Raw genomic sequence first — 14,279 nt, 5'->3', positions numbered from 1 at the left:
GCAGCCTACTGCCCGGGGATCAGCAGCCGCGCGGCCGCCGCGGCCGTCCGTGGCCCCACTCCCAGGGCGAGCGCGGCGCGCAGGTCGTCGCCAGTGTCCACGTCCTGTCGTACGGAATCCACCGCGCCGAGCGTGATTTCGGCGGCGCCGGAGGCGCGATGACGGGCGCGGGAATCCGTGCCGAAGGCGGGCCGCAATTCCTCGCCTGCTCGCGCGGCCAGCAGCGTGGTGCCGATTGCTGCGGCGTCCGGGAGAAATGCGCGGGGGAATTCCGCGGCCGCTTCCAGGACCCGGGCCAATTCCAGCGGGCGTAGCGCCGGAAGATCGGCGTTCAGGGCCGCGACGGCACTTTCGGGACGGGCGGCGCGTACGACCGCCGCCGCGTGCGCCAGAGCGGCGTTCAGGCCGCCGCGCGGCTCGTCGGTGACGATATGGGCGCCCAGCGAGCCGAGTTCCCGGCCGGCCAGGGCGTCGTCCGTGACGACCGCCACATCCTTCACCGCGGGGCAGGCCAGCGCCGCCGCCACGGTGTCCTGGGCGAAGGCGAGAGCCAGGCCCGGACGCAGCCCGTCGGCGGCGGTGTCCGAGAGCCTGCTCTTCGCCCGCGCCAGAGGTTTCACGGGTATGACCAAGGTCCACTGCACGAGCGTTTCGTACCTCTCTTGTCGCGGCCATTGTCACTCAGCCGTCACCAGGGCCATCTGGTGGTCGCGGAGCCGGGGCGTACGGTGTTCTCGACAGACCGGCGGCCCGGGGTGACACTTGTGCGGCCCCCAGGCCCTAGAGGAAGGTGTCCGCGTGTCCCGCCGCAGAATCGGCTTCTGGTACCGCTTCGCAGCGGTCCTGTGCAAACCGCCGCTGGTGGTTCTGATCAAGCGGAACTGGCGCGGATTGGAGCACATTCCGGTCGAGGGCGGATTTATCACCGCGGTGAACCACAATTCGCACATTGATCCCTTCGCTTACGCGCACTTCCAGTACAACACCGGCCGTGTTCCGAGATTCCTGGCGAAGAGCGACCTTTTCCGGAAGGGATTTGTCGGCGCCGCGATGCGCGGCACCGGACAGATCCCCGTCTACCGCGAGAGTACGGACGCACTCAGCGCTTTCCGTGCCGCGATCGATGCCGTGGAGCGCGGCGAGTGCGTCGCCTTCTACCCCGAGGGCACTCTCACCCGCGACCCCGACGGCTGGCCCATGACCGGCAAGACCGGTGCCGCCCGGGTCGCCCTGCAGACCAAGTGCCCGGTGATTCCGGTCGCCCAGTGGGGCGCCAACGAGGTGCTGCCGCCGTACGCCAAGAGGCTCGAACTGTTTCCGCGCAAGACCCACCGCGTGCTCGCGGGCCCGCCCGTGGACCTGGCGCGGTTCTACGACAAGGAGATGTCCCCGGAACTCCTGAAGGAGGCCACCGAGGTCATCATGGCCGCCATCACCCGCCAGCTGGAGGAGATCCGCGGCGAGAAGGCGCCCACAAGGCCCTACGACCCGCGCCGCGAGCGGATCGAGCAGCGGCGCCGCACTCGGGCGCAGACGCAGCGCAAGGTCGGACAGGAAGAAGGGCAGGGCACGTGAGCAAGTCCGTCAAGGCGGCCGTCTTCGGCACCGGATCGTGGGGCACCGCCTTCGGTACGGTGCTCGCCGACGCGGGGTGCGAGGTGACCCTGTGGGGGCGTCGCGCCGACCTCGCGGAAGCGGTCAACTCCACGCGTACGAACCCGGACTACCTCCCCGGCGTCGAGCTCCCGGAGAACCTGCGCGCGACGACGGACGCGACCGAGGCCGCCCGTGACGCCGACTTCACCGTCCTCGCGATCCCGTCGCAGACACTGCGCGCCAACCTCGCGGAATGGACGCCGCTGCTGGCGCCCGACACGGTCCTGGTGTCGCTCATGAAGGGCGTCGAACTCGGTTCCGCCATGCGCATGAGCGAGGTGATCGAGGACGTCGCCAAGGTGGGGCAGAACCGCATCGCCGTGGTCACCGGACCCAACCTCGCGCGGGAGATCGCCGCCCGGATGCCGGCCGCGTCCGTGGTCGCGTGCACCGACGAGGCGGTCGCCCAGCGCCTCCAGGCCGCCTGTCACACGCCGTACTTCCGCCCGTACACCAACACCGACGTCGTCGGCTGCGAACTGGGCGGCGCGGTCAAGAACGTGATCGGCCTCGCCGTCGGCATCGCGGACGGCATGGGTCTGGGCGACAACGCCAAGGGGTCCTTGATCACGCGCGGGCTCGCCGAGACCACCCGCCTCGGCCTCGCCATGGGCGCCGACCCGCTGACCTTCTCCGGACTGGCCGGGCTCGGCGACCTGGTGGCGACCTGCTCCTCGCCGCTGTCCCGCAACCACACCTTCGGCACCAACCTCGGCAAGGGCATGACCCTTCAGGAGACCATCGCGGTCACCAAGCAGACCGCCGAGGGCGTCAAGTCCTGTGAGTCCGTGCTGGATCTGGCCCGCCGGCACGGCGTCGACATGCCCATCACCGAGACGGTCGTGGGAATCGTCCACGAGGGCAAGCCTCCGGTGGTCGCCCTCAAGGAGCTGATGTCGCGCAGCGCGAAGCCGGAACGACGTTGAGCCACCCGCGGGGCGGACACTGTCTCGGGGCACTACCACCGGGTACCCTCAACGCGATATGAGCACCGAGAACCTCCCCCAGAACCCTGAGCAGCCGCCTCGCAAGCCGCGCGTGGCCGTCGTGTTCGGCGGGCGCAGCTCCGAACACGGGATCTCCACGGTCACCGCCGGCGCCGTCCTGCGGGCCATCGACCGGACCAAGTACGACGTCCTGCCGATCGGCATCACCCGGGAGGGCCGGTGGGTGCTCACCGCCGACGAACCGGAGCGCATGGCGATCACCGAGCGCCGTACGCCCGATGTCGAGGAGCTCGCCGATTCGAGCGAGGGCGGCGTGGTGCTCCCGGTCGACCCCGCGAACCGCGAAGTCGTCTACAGCGAGCCCGGATCGGTGCCCAAGGCGCTCGGCGAGGTCGACGTCGTCTTCCCGGTGCTGCACGGCCCGTACGGCGAGGACGGCACCCTCCAGGGCCTCCTGGAGCTCTCCGGGGTGCCGTACGTGGGTTCGGGTGTGCTCGCCTCGGCCGTCGGCCAGGACAAGGAGTACATGAAGCGGGTGTTCACCTCCTTCGGGCTCAAGGTGGGCCCCTACGTGGTGATCCGGCCGCGTGAGTGGGAGCGCGACGAGTCCGGCGCCCGCAAGAAGATCGTCGACCTGGCCGGCGAGCACGGCTGGCCGCTCTTCGTGAAGCCCGCGCGCGCGGGATCGTCGATCGGCATCACCAAGGTCGAGGACCTGTCCGGTCTCGACGAGGCCATCGCCGAGGCCCAGCGGCACGACCCGAAGATCCTCGTGGAGGCGGCGCTGCGCGGCCGCGAGATCGAGTGCGGGGTGCTGGAGTTCGAGGACGGGCCCCGTGCCAGCGTGCCCTCGGAGATCCCGCCGCCGGACACGCACGCGTACTACGACTTCGAGGCGAAGTACATCGACTCGACGCCCGGCATCGTGCCCGCGCCGCTGACGCCCGAGGAGACGGCCGAGGTCCAGCGGCTCGCCGTGGAGGCGTTCGAGGCCGCCTCCTGCGAGGGCCTGGTACGCGCGGACTTCTTCCTCACCGAGGACGGCGAGTTCGTGATCAACGAGATCAACACGATGCCCGGCATGACACCGATCTCGATGTACCCGCAGATGTGGCAGGCGACCGGGATCAGCTACCCGGAGCTGGTGGACAGGCTGGTGCAGGCGGCGCTGCGGCGGTCCACGGGCCTGCGCTGAGTCGCTCGGCTAGCCGGCGATCCCTTCGGGAATCGCCTTCTTGACGGCCGGGGCGAGGTCGACCAGCACTCCGGTGCTGTCCTGCCCCTTCGGCACCGTCACCTCGACGTACGCGCTGCGATTGGCGGTGGTGAAGCGGTACGCTCCGTCGTCCTGCTTCTCCATCAGCCAGTCGACGCCGTTCACACCGCCGGCGACCGCGTCCGGGTCGCCGCCTTCGGCCACCTTGGGGTCGACCATCTTGGGCGGTCGTACGACACCGCAGCGCAGTATGATCGCCGGGCTTCCCCAGCCCGCCGTCAGTGCGGACGAGGGCTCGGGATCCTCGCGGCCCAGACCGTCCAGCTTCGTCGGCAGCGCCTTGTCCAGGTTCCGGCACAGCTTCGTGACCTTCGCACTCGGACTGGGAACCGCCGCCGACGCACTGTCGTCTGCTGAGGAGCAGCCCGCGACCGTGATCAGCACGGCAAGCGCGGGCGGCCCGATGAGGATGCGGTACCGGTGACGGAAGAAGTTCACCGGCCAAGGGTAGACGGGGGCTACAGATGGACGACCGGGCAGGTCAAGGTGCGGGTGATGCCGTCCACCTGCTGGACCTTCGCGACCACCAAGCGGCCGAGGTCGTCGACCGTGTCCGCTTGGGCACGCACGATCACGTCGTACGGTCCTGTCACGTCCTCGGCCTGGATGACCCCAGGAATCTTGCTGATCGTCTCGGCGACGGTCGACGCTTTGCCGACCTCCGTCTGGATCAGGATGTACGCCTGTACCACGGAACCTCCAGGGCGGCCACGAGGATCATGTGGGGAAAAGGAACGCCACGGTATCGCGTCGCCGCTCGCCGCGGGGAGACCCGCGGCGACCAGGGCTCGCGCGCCGGGGTGCAGGCACGACGGAAGTTGACGGTCACCTCGACCGTATCGAGGACACTGGTGACGCGCGACCGGGCTCGGACAGGTACAGAAGGGGCGTAAGGGCAATGAAGGGCACTGTTGGTGAGCTCGGTGAGTTCGGGCTCATCAGGGAGCTCACCTCCCGTCTCACCACCACCCCGGCGGTCCGGGTCGGCCCCGGCGACGACGCCGCGGTGGTGGCCGCGCCCGACCGCAGGGTCGTGGCGAGCACCGACATCCTCCTCGAGGGACGGCACTTCCGGCGCGACTGGTCCACGGCCTACGACGTCGGCCGCAAGGCCGCCGCGCAGAACCTCGCGGACATCGCCGCCATGGGCGCCGTACCGACCGCGCTGCTGCTCGGCCTGGTCGTCCCGGCCGAACTCCCGGTGGCCTGGGCGGTCGAGCTGATGGACGGCCTGCGCGACGAGTGCCAGGTCGCGGGCGCGTCCGTGGTCGGCGGCGACGTCGTACGCGGCGACACGATCATGGTGTCGATCACCGCGCTCGGCGATCTGCGCAACAACGAGCCCATCACGCGGGGCGGTGCGCAGCCCGGGGACATCGTCGCGGTGACGGGCTGGCTCGGCTGGTCCGCGGCCGGGTTCGCGGTGCTCTCCCGCGGGTTCCGCTCGCCGCGCGCCTTCGTGGAGGCACACCGGCGCCCCGAGCCGCCGTACCACGCGGGACCGGCCGCCGCCGGGCTCGGCGCTACCGCGATGTGCGACGTGAGCGACGGGCTGATCGCCGACCTCGGGCACATCGCCGAGGCCAGCAAGGTCCGTATCGACGTCCGCTCCGGCGCGATCGACATCCCCTCGCAGATGAACGACATCGGGCAGGCCGTCGGCGTCGACCCCATGCAGTGGGTGCTCACCGGGGGAGAGGACCACGCCATCGTCGCGACCTTCCCGCCGGACGTGAAGCTGCCGGCCCGCTGGAAGATCATCGGCGAGGTCCTCAACCCCTCGGCGCTGCCCCAGGTGACGGTGGACGGGGCGCCGTGGACCAAGAAGGGCGGCTGGGACCACTTCGGGGACATCGAGTCATGAGCGCGCCGCCCCGGGTTCTCACGGTCGCGGGCTCCGACTCCGGCGGCGGGGCGGGCATCCAGGCCGACCTGAAGACGATGCTGGCGCTCGGCGTGCACGGCATGAGCGTCATCACGGCCGTCACCGCGCAGAACTCCCTCGGCGTGCAGGGCGCCTGGGCGCTGCCGGTGGAGGCCGTGCGGGCCCAGTACCGCAGCGTGGTCGACGACATCGGCGTACAGGCGGTCAAGACCGGGATGCTGGCCTCGGCGGAACTCGTGGAGGCGGTCGCCGATTTGATCGGTGGGACCGACGTGCCGGCCGTCGTGGACCCCGTGGGCGTCTCCAAGCACGGTGACCCGCTGCTCGCCGCGTCCGCCCTGGACGCCGTACGGCACAAGCTGCTGCCGGTCGCGACCGTGGCGACGCCCAACCTCGACGAGGTGGCGCAGCTCACGGGTGTGCGGGTCGAGTCGGAGTCCCTGATGAGGGAAGCCGCCGCGGCCATGCTCTCGTACGGCCCGCGATGGGTGCTCATCAAGGGCGGTCATCTGACCGGTGACGCCGTGGACCTGCTCACCGACGGCTCGGAGGAGCATTGGCTGCGGGCGCCGAGGTACGACAACCGGCACACGCACGGCACGGGCTGCACGCTCGCGTCGGCGACCGCGTCGCAACTCGCGAAGGGGCAGTCCGTGCCGGAGGCGGTGGCGGCGGCCAAGGAGTACGTCACCGGGGCGATCGCGGCCGGATTCGCGCTCGGCGGGGGGATCGGTCCCGTGGACCACGGGTGGCGGCTCCGGGCCGGCGGCGCGTAAACCGTGGGGTTTCCCGGTCGCCTTGGACATGCAAAAAGCCGGTCCACACGAGGTGGACCGGCTCAGTGCAGCAAACCAGCAGTGGCCGCGCGCTTAGCTGTGCGTCAGCGCGAGACCTTGCCGGCCTTGATGCACGAGGTGCAAGCGTTCACGCGCTTCGGCGTCCCGCCGACCACAGTACGCACGCGCTGGATGTTCGGGTTCCAGCGACGGGACGTACGGCGGTGCGAGTGCGAGATGCTGTTGCCGAAGCCCGGCCCCTTGCCGCAGACGTCGCAGTTGGCAGCCACGGGTCACTCCAAAGACTTCAGATGCACTTACGGTGGATCCCGGCATGCCGGGATCGAGATCGTAGGATCAGAGATCTGAGTGGCGCTGCCAGGGGGATGGCCCGATGTGGATCGGGCAACCGGAGCAGCATACAACGACTGCGCCAGCAGAACGAAACTACCATGGCTGCTCAGGGCCTCGCTCCAGGCCCTCTTCCGGTGAACACCATCCCGAGGTCTACGCTGCGTCCCACGTCCAGCAGCTCAGGGAGGCGCAGGTGGCGCAGGTGCCGCAGACATTCTTCGATGCTCTCGCGGTACGCACCTGGTGCGGTCTCGCGCTCCGGGCGCTGGGACGGGCGCGCGAGGAGATCGACGCGATCAACGTCTACCCCGTGGCGGACGGGGACACCGGCACGAACCTGTATCTGACCGTGGAGTCCGCCTCCACCGCCGTCGAGGCGGTGTTCGCCGGGTACGAGGCCGCCTTTGAGGGGCCGTCCCTGGCGGATGCCACGCGCGCGATGGCGCACGGCGCTCTCATCGGGGCACGGGGAAACTCCGGGACGATCCTCGCGCAGCTGCTGCGCGGCATGGCCCAGGTGCTCGCCGCCGACCATGACACCGCTCACGCCGACGGGCCGGGGCTGCGGCTGGCCCTGAGGCATGCCGCCGACTCCGCCCGCCAGGCCGTGGCCCATCCCGTCGAGGGCACCGTTCTGTCCGTCGCCTCAGCCGCGGCCGACGCGGCCGAGGGGGCCGAGGGCGACTGCGGGACGGTCGCGCGGGCGGCCTACGAGGGTGCCTGCGCGGCGCTGGCCGCGACCCCCGCACAGTTGGCCGTACTGGAGCGGGCCGGCGTGGTGGACGCCGGCGGGCGGGGGCTGGTGGCGGTCCTCGGGGCGCTGGTCGAGACGTTCACGGGGGAGACGCCGGGGGAGGTGGCGTTGTCGGCGCCGCACGCGCGCGTGGACGACGGGCCGGCCGGAGGGCCGCACGCGCGGCCGACTGACGGAAGTACCTCGGAGGCCACCGCCGCCGCCGCTCTCGCCGCCGAGTGCGGGGACACCCCCGCCGACCCGGAGCACGGTGGGCCCGCCTTCGAGGTGATCTACCTCCTGGAGGCCGACGACACGGCCGTCGAGCGGCTGCGGGAGCGGCTCGACGCCCTCGGCGACTCGCTCGTCGTGGTCGGTGGCGACGGGCTGTGGAACGTGCATGTGCACGTCGACGACGCGGGTGCCGCCGTGGAGGCGGGCGTCGAGGCCGGGCGGCCGTACCGGATCCGGATCACGCACTTCGGGCTCGGCGACGTGCACACCACCGGCGCCGAGCGGCCGCCCCGGGAGCGCGCCCAGCGCGCCGTCGTGGCCGTCGTGCCCGGCGAGGGCCTGGCCGGGCTCTACACCGAGGCGGGTGCCACCACCGTGCTCGCGCGGCCCGGGGAGCCGCCCGCGAGCGGGGAACTCGTCGAGGCCGTACGGCGGGCCCACGCGCGCGAGGTGGTGCTGCTGCCCAACGACGCGGACCTGCGCCACACCGCGGCCGCGGCCGCCGAACAGGCCCGCACGGAGGGCATCCGGGTGGCCCTCATCCCGACGCGCTCCGCGGTCCAGGGCATCGCCGCGCTCGCCGTGCACGAGCCGGACCGCCGCTTCGACGAGGACGTCGTGACGATGACCTCGGCGGCGGGGGCCACCAGGTACGCCGAAGTCGTCGTCGCGGAACGCCAGTCGTGGACCATGGCCGGCATCTGCCAGGCCGGCGACATCCTCGGCCTCATCGACGGTGACGTGGCCGTCATCGGGGAGGACGTCACCGTCACCGCCGAAACGGTTCTTGACCGCATGCTCGCGGCCGGCGGCGAACTGGTCACGCTCGTTCTGGGCAACGAGGCTCCCGAGCCGATCGCCGAGCACCTCGAAGCGCGCGTACGGGAGGCGTACATGGCCGTCGACACGGTGGTGTACCGGGGCGGGCGGCAGGGTGCCGTACTCCTCATCGGGGTGGAGTAGGCCCCACGCCGAGCAGCCCTAGTCGGCCGGTTGTTCGTCCGTCTGTGCCGCCGCCTGGTCCTCCACCACCTGGAGCAGCTGCCGGGCCTCGGCCAGTCGCGCCACGGCCACCTCGTCCTCGGTGGCGCCGTACGCGGCCAGTACCGCACGCGCGCGTGCCGCCGCCCGGGCGGCGCGGTTCAGGTCGGCCTCCAGCCAGCCCGCGGTGAGTTCGGCGCCGGTCCGGCTGTGCACGGCGTCGGCCCCGAGGGAGGCGAACAGCACGATGGCCTCGGCCACTTGGGCCAGGGACTCCTCCAGCACGGCCCGGATCGAGTCGTCCTCGGCGTCCTCGGCGGCGGAACGGGCCAGCAGATCGCCGAACTGACGCCGGGTGTGACCGAGTTCGGCGACGAGCCGCTGCCGGGCGTCCTCGTCGGCCACCGACGAGCCCAGCGCCGCCTCGCACTCCCGGACCGCGCTCGCCATCAACTCCCGTGCCTCGTCCGGCCCCTCCTCCGGACGCAGTGCGAGCCACGCGCGGGCGCGCAGGGAGCGGACCAGGCCGTGGACATTGCCGAGCGACCGCCACAGGTCGCCGGCGCGCGCGTACGACCGGTCCGCGTCGGCGTGCAGCCCCGCATGCCCGAGGGACTCAGCGGCGAGGTGGGCCAGCGTCGCGTGGTCGTGCTGCTCGGGCCAGTGCCGGGCCAGCTCGGCCGCCTGGAGCCGCCGTTCGGCGGCCGCGCGGTGCTCGCCGAGCTCGCTCAGACAGTCGCCGAGCCACCACTGCGTCTGTACGATCGCGCCGTCGCCGTGCGTCTCGGCGTGCAGATCGGGCAGTGCCGACTCCAGCACCTCCGCGGCCTCGGCCCATCGCCCCAGCCGCAACAGGATCCCGCCGAGCTGCTGCCGGGCCCAGGCGCCGAGCGTCCGCCCCTCGCCGGCCTCGTCGGCCCAGTGCGCCGCCTCCAGGGCGTGCTCGGCCGCCTCCTCCGCCAGCCCCCGGCCGCCGACGACCTCGGCGAGCTGGAGATGCAGCTGGGCCCGCCCTGTCGCCTCCAGATGCGGACCGCCGTGCTCCAGGGCCGCCCGCAGCGCCCGCTCCGTCTCGGCCAGGTCGCCCAGATGGTGCGCGAGTCCGGCCAACCGGGCCTCGTACTCCACCGCGAACCACGGCAGCCCCGCCCCGACGAACGCCGCCGCGGCCCGCGCGAACAGCTCCGCGGCCGCCTCCACGTCCCCGCCGTGCGCCGCCAGTTCCGCGAGCATCGCCTGCGCCTCGGCGGCCCGCGACGCCAGCCGTACGTCCTCCCCGCCCCGCCCCTCGACCAGCGCCAGCACCTCCCGCGCGGCCACTTCGGCCTCGGCCAGCATTGATCCCACGGAGGGGCGGCGGGCGGGAGTCACAGGGCCTCGGTGGCCGTCGGCCGGTCCGGGGGCGGTGTCCTGGGAGCTGTGGTCTGAGAGCGCGTCGCCGGGGGCGTCGGTCGGCGTCGTCTTGCCTTGGGAGTCGCCGGCCGGGATCACGGTGCTCTGATGGTCGTCGGCCGGGCCGGGGGCGGTGTGCTGGGAGCTGTGGTCTGAGAGCGCGTCTCCGGGAGAGTGCTCGGCCGTAATCGCCCCGTCGTCGGGGTCGTCGGCCGGAGTTGCCGTGCCTTGGGAGCCTCCGGCCGGAGTCACGGGGCCGTGGTGGCCGTCGGCCGGGCCGGAGACGGTGTTCGTGGGGCCGCGGTCCGAAAGTGCGCCTCGGTGGTCGTCGGCGGGGCCTGGATCGGTGTCCCCAGGGCTGCCGTCCGGCGTCGCCGGAGGGCCGTCACTCGGGACCACCTCGCGCCGGGAGCCGTCACTCGGTGCCCCGGCCTCCCGCGTCCCAGCCGTCTCACCGGCCGGGTCCTCGTCGTTGCCGAGGACCTCGACGACCTCCTGCACCCGTCGCATCAGGATCCGCGCCCGCCCCATCAGCACCGACGCCGTCTGCCGTACCCCCGTACCGTCCTCGGCGTACAGCGCGAGGATCTCGTCGTAGTGCTCGGCGACCGCCGTCAGTGCCTCGTCCACGTGGCCCGCGAGGGCACGCACGTACGCAGCACGCGTGCGTGCGGCCAGGGCCTCTCCGGGGTCGCCCGCCTCGGCGTACAGCACGGCGGCGTGCTCGAAGAGGCCGACGCCCTCGGGGCCCCGGTCCATCGCCTCGTGGTCGGCGATCTCCGCCCGGTCGCGGGCGGCCAGCTCGACGCCCCGCGCGGCCCGTGCGACGGCCGCCCACGCCTCGACGGCGTTCGGCTGCAGGGTGTCCGACAGCCGCCGAGCCTCGGCGAGCAGCACCGCCAGATCGGGCTCGTCGGGGGCGACGGCCACCGGCGCCGGAACGGGAGGCGAAGACGCCGTCCGCGCCGACCGCACCCCCAGCGGCAGACGCTCCACCAGCGGCCGCTGCGCCATACGCGCACGTGCCCGCTCGCTGACGTGCCGCGTGCCGTTGCGCTCGTCGAAACGGCCGGCCAGCGCGAGGGCCTCCCCGCGCGCGTGGGCGGCGAGTTCGCGCGCGCTCCACGCCCGGTCGGCCGGTCCGGGCACCCGCTGGCCGCCGAGCCCCAACTCGGTCAGCCGGTCCATGAGGAGGGCCACCACGGCCATGAAGTCCAGCTTGCTGCGCGGATGCCCGTCGTCCGTGAAGTAAGCCGACCGCTCCGCGAGCAGTTCCAGCCCCCGCGCCTCGTTGCCGGACAGCGCGCAGAACTCGACGTGGTCCGCGTAGGCGCCGCGCATGCTCTCCATGGCCCGCACGAGCCGGAAGCCCCGCAGATGGTTGGCCCGTGCCTCGTCCACGCGGCCGAGCCGCAGCAGGGGCACCAGGGACGACGCGAGCACCGTGTGCGGCTCGTGGGCGCACGTGTACTCGCCCTCTAGTACAGGCGCCCACAGTTCCAGCGCCTCTGCGTCCCGCCCGCGCTCCGCCTGCCACCAGCCCTGCCCGTGCAGCTCGCAGGCGTGGCAGTCGGCCATGGCGTCCCGGTCGGCGGCCAGCCATGCGGCGTACGCGCGCTCGGCCCGCGGCACGTCCCCGATGTGCGCTGCCACGCTGAACTCGGCGCCACGCACGGCCCGTTCGCTGTGCCCGGCCAGCCGGTAGCGGTGCTCCATCTCGCCGAGCCACTTCTCGACGGAGGCGAGCGGGATGTGCGGCTGGTCGAGCATGCCGGACGACATCCACTTGAAGACCCAGTGCAGGGAGTGCGTCTCGTACTCGTCGAAGTCCTCGGGCCGCTGGTCCCACATGCGCAGCAGCCGCGCGAAGGGGACGAACATCTTGGCCTTCTCGGAGCTGTAGTTGTAGACCTTCAGCTGGTGCCCGAGCGCCTCGATCACCGCGAGCGGGACGTTCAGCTTCTCCGCCTCGGCGAGCAGCCGCTCCGCGCGCGCGTTGCGGGCCGGCCCCTCCGGCTGCTCGGAGTTCTCCGCCATCGCCCGGCGCAGCTCCTCGAAGTCCGTGATCTCACTCATCAGTGACCGTCCTCGCCGTGGGTGGCCCATTCCAGGAGGCCGATGAACGCCCGGTTCAGCAGCGCCGAGTCCGCGGGCCTGAGCGGCCGCTGCGCCATCAGCAGCGCCTGCCCGTACAGCGACTCCGTGGCGGTGCCGATCAGCTCCGGGTCGCCGAGCGAGCTGATCCGCCGGATCAGCGGGTTGAGGTGGTTGAGCACCAGCCGCGCGCGCGGGGCGCTGCCCCGCAGCGAGCCGAGGATGCCCGCCCACAGGTCGTCGGCCTGCTCCGCGGCCTCCGCCCGGGCCTGCTCATGCCGCGCCGCCCGGTCGTCCAGGTGCAGCGCGGGCACGGAGAGCGGATGGAAGGCCCGCAGGACGACGTCACAGCCCAAGGGGTCGAGTTTCGCCCGCGCGGCCGCCAGGAAGCCCGCCAGGGCCAGCTCCTCGACCGGATCGACCGCGTCCAGATGGGCGGTCACGGTGTCGGCGTCCAGCTCCGCGACGACCGTCCCCGGCCGCACCGAGGGCAGCGCCTCGATCAGCTCGCTGTCGTAGGTGTAGCCGCCGTTGATCACTCCGACGCCCTGCGCGGACGCGATCGGCGCGACCTGCCGGTACTCCTCGACGCTCCGCGTGAAGTGCACCACCGGGTGGCGCTGCGCGAACTCCTCCAGGGACAGCCGCCCGTCGGTCGTCTCGAAGGGCAGCCACGGGAGCATGGTGCGCAGCATCTCCCGGTCGTGCCGCGCCAGCGACTTCACGCCCAGGTGGTGCACGGCCAGGAAGGCCGCCAGCCGCTCCGGATCACCGGCCGCCAGGCCCGTCAGCCAGGACCGGATCCTTTCGCCCAGCGCCTCCCGCACGGCCGCCAGCGTCTCGTCCTCGTACAGCGACTCGCGCGAGGCCGTGGGACGCAGGCTGTCCGTGTCCAGGACGCAGCGCACGAAGAACGCCCAGTCCGGCAGCAGCTGTTCGCCCCGCTCGGTCAGCAGCATGCCCTTCAGGTGCACGCGGTGACTCGCCCGCTGGGCCGGACTCACCGCCGACGGCAGGACGTACGCCACCCCGCGGATCCCGGCGAGCGGCACGTCCAGCGCGATCGAGTCCAGCGGGGTGAACCCGAACAGGTCGTAGCAGTGCCGCGCCAGGGCCACCCGCCGGGTGGCGGGGCTCGGGTACGTCCGGTCCCACGGCGCCGGCAGGTCGGTGACCGCCTCGTCGCCCACCCGCACGTCGTACGGCAGCAGCGAGCCGAAGTCCCGCGCCAGCGCGAGGACCCGCTCCTCGGCCAGCCACTCCCCGGCGCCCGCCCGCGCCACCAGGTGCACGGTGGTGCCCGGTTCCGGACGGGCCTCGTCCGGCAGCGTCCGCACGGTGTACGAACCGTCGTCGCTCGCCGTCCACTCCACGGGCGGGGCCTGCGGCGTACGCGCGCTGCGACTGACCACCCGGATCCGCTCGGCGACCACGAAACAGGCGAGCAGCCCGATGCCGAACTGCCCGAGGAAGTCGGAGCGGGCCTCCTGGAGCCCGTCCGCCCGCTTGGAGCTGCGCCCGATGGTGGCGAGCAGGGCGTGCACGTCCGCCTCGGTGAGCCCGACCCCGGAGTCCTCGACACGCAGGGACCCGCCCTCGGCGTACAGCCTCACCCGGGCAGGGGCGTCCGGCTGCTCGGCCCGCCGGGCGGTGATCGCGTCCACCGCGTTCTGCAGCAGCTCGCGCAGATAGACCTTGGGGCTGGAGTAGAGGTGGTGGGAGAGCAGGTCCACCAGACCGCGCAGGTCGACCTGGAAGGTATGAGGTGACTGGGGTGACGGGGATGCCGGGGAGGGCTGTGAGGTCTGGGAGTCCATCGTCGCAGCGCCGGTGGGGGGAGGGGCGACGGCGCGGGGTCGGGCGGTCCCGGTGAGGCGGTGACCGCGGGGATGGCCGGAGGCGCGCCATCCTAGGGCCCCAACCAGCCGTCTGACCAGGGGTTTCCCGAGAC

The 14,279-nt window shown here is 72.5% G+C and carries 12 protein-coding genes; 6 read left to right on the top strand and 6 right to left on the bottom strand.

The genetic code is table 11. The features are described from left to right. Window positions 1-5: 5 nt before the first annotated feature. Window positions 6-644, bottom strand: coding sequence for a 2-phospho-L-lactate guanylyltransferase (gene cofC, locus ACFWWR_RS08535; RefSeq protein ID WP_383861108.1), 639 nt, complete (start codon window positions 642-644; stop codon window positions 6-8). A 154-nt stretch (window positions 645-798) separates the two neighbouring features. Between cofC and ACFWWR_RS08530 the strand changes: the two genes are divergently transcribed. The 3 genes from ACFWWR_RS08530 to ACFWWR_RS08520 are packed head-to-tail and all read left to right on the top strand — an operon-like array spanning window position 799 to window position 3,798. After that, window positions 799-1,575, top strand: a complete 777-nt coding sequence (locus ACFWWR_RS08530; protein ID WP_384302585.1) for a lysophospholipid acyltransferase family protein — start codon at window positions 799-801, stop codon at window positions 1,573-1,575. Continuing rightward, the gene (locus ACFWWR_RS08525) at window positions 1,572-2,582 is read left to right on the top strand and encodes an NAD(P)H-dependent glycerol-3-phosphate dehydrogenase (RefSeq protein ID WP_383861114.1); all 1,011 of its coding nucleotides are present in this window, start codon (window positions 1,572-1,574) and stop codon (window positions 2,580-2,582) included. The genes ACFWWR_RS08530 and ACFWWR_RS08525 overlap by 4 nt, the downstream gene beginning before the upstream one ends. A gap of 58 nt (window positions 2,583-2,640) precedes the next feature. Beyond that, entirely contained in the window at window positions 2,641-3,798 is a 1,158-nt protein-coding gene (locus ACFWWR_RS08520) for a D-alanine--D-alanine ligase family protein (RefSeq protein ID WP_383861116.1), read from the top strand. A gap of 9 nt (window positions 3,799-3,807) precedes the next feature. On the opposite strand, the gene ACFWWR_RS08515 is transcribed toward ACFWWR_RS08520, so the two are convergent. Together ACFWWR_RS08515 and ACFWWR_RS08510 are read right to left on the bottom strand one after the other, a co-directional pair. Further along, window positions 3,808-4,317, bottom strand: coding sequence for a DUF3515 domain-containing protein (locus ACFWWR_RS08515; RefSeq protein ID WP_383861119.1), 510 nt, complete (start codon window positions 4,315-4,317; stop codon window positions 3,808-3,810). 20 nt (window positions 4,318-4,337) lie between these two features. Further along, window positions 4,338-4,571, bottom strand: coding sequence for an Lrp/AsnC family transcriptional regulator (locus ACFWWR_RS08510; protein ID WP_020121007.1), 234 nt, complete (start codon window positions 4,569-4,571; stop codon window positions 4,338-4,340). 206 nt (window positions 4,572-4,777) lie between these two features. Here ACFWWR_RS08510 and ACFWWR_RS08505 point away from each other — a divergent pair, with 206 nt between their 5' ends. Both ACFWWR_RS08505 and thiD read left to right on the top strand, forming a co-directional pair. Beyond that, window positions 4,778-5,743, top strand: coding sequence for a thiamine-phosphate kinase (locus ACFWWR_RS08505; RefSeq protein ID WP_383861122.1), 966 nt, complete (start codon window positions 4,778-4,780; stop codon window positions 5,741-5,743). Further along, window positions 5,740-6,540: a bifunctional hydroxymethylpyrimidine kinase/phosphomethylpyrimidine kinase gene (gene thiD, locus ACFWWR_RS08500; RefSeq protein WP_383861125.1), complete on the top strand. Its 801-nt coding sequence runs from the start codon at window positions 5,740-5,742 to the stop codon at window positions 6,538-6,540. Before ACFWWR_RS08505 ends, thiD begins: the two co-directional genes overlap by 4 nt. 104 nt (window positions 6,541-6,644) lie before the next feature. On the opposite strand, the gene rpmB is transcribed toward thiD, so the two are convergent. Then, a complete protein-coding gene (gene rpmB / locus ACFWWR_RS08495; RefSeq protein ID WP_286064931.1) occupies window positions 6,645-6,830 on the bottom strand; it encodes a 50S ribosomal protein L28 in 186 nt (61 codons plus the stop codon). Window positions 6,831-7,087: 257 nt separating this feature from the next. Between rpmB and ACFWWR_RS08490 the strand changes: the two genes are divergently transcribed. After that, a complete protein-coding gene (locus tag ACFWWR_RS08490; RefSeq protein WP_383861129.1) occupies window positions 7,088-8,824 on the top strand; it encodes a DAK2 domain-containing protein in 1,737 nt (578 codons plus the stop codon). 18 nt (window positions 8,825-8,842) lie between these two features. On the opposite strand, the gene ACFWWR_RS08485 is transcribed toward ACFWWR_RS08490, so the two are convergent. Together ACFWWR_RS08485 and ACFWWR_RS08480 are read right to left on the bottom strand one after the other, a co-directional pair. Continuing rightward, window positions 8,843-12,310 (bottom strand): tetratricopeptide repeat protein, encoded by a 3,468-nt coding sequence (locus ACFWWR_RS08485; protein ID WP_384302583.1) that lies wholly within the window; start codon window positions 12,308-12,310, stop codon window positions 8,843-8,845. Then, window positions 12,310-14,145, bottom strand: a complete 1,836-nt coding sequence (locus ACFWWR_RS08480) for an HSP90 family protein (protein ID WP_383861136.1) — start codon at window positions 14,143-14,145, stop codon at window positions 12,310-12,312. Before ACFWWR_RS08480 ends, ACFWWR_RS08485 begins: the two co-directional genes overlap by 1 nt. Window positions 14,146-14,279 lie beyond the last annotated feature (134 nt).

This window comes from Streptomyces sp. NPDC058678 (assembly GCF_042714835.1).
Classification (GTDB): domain Bacteria; phylum Actinomycetota; class Actinomycetes; order Streptomycetales; family Streptomycetaceae; genus Streptomyces.
This window is presented reverse-complemented; position numbering and strand designations above follow the sequence as displayed.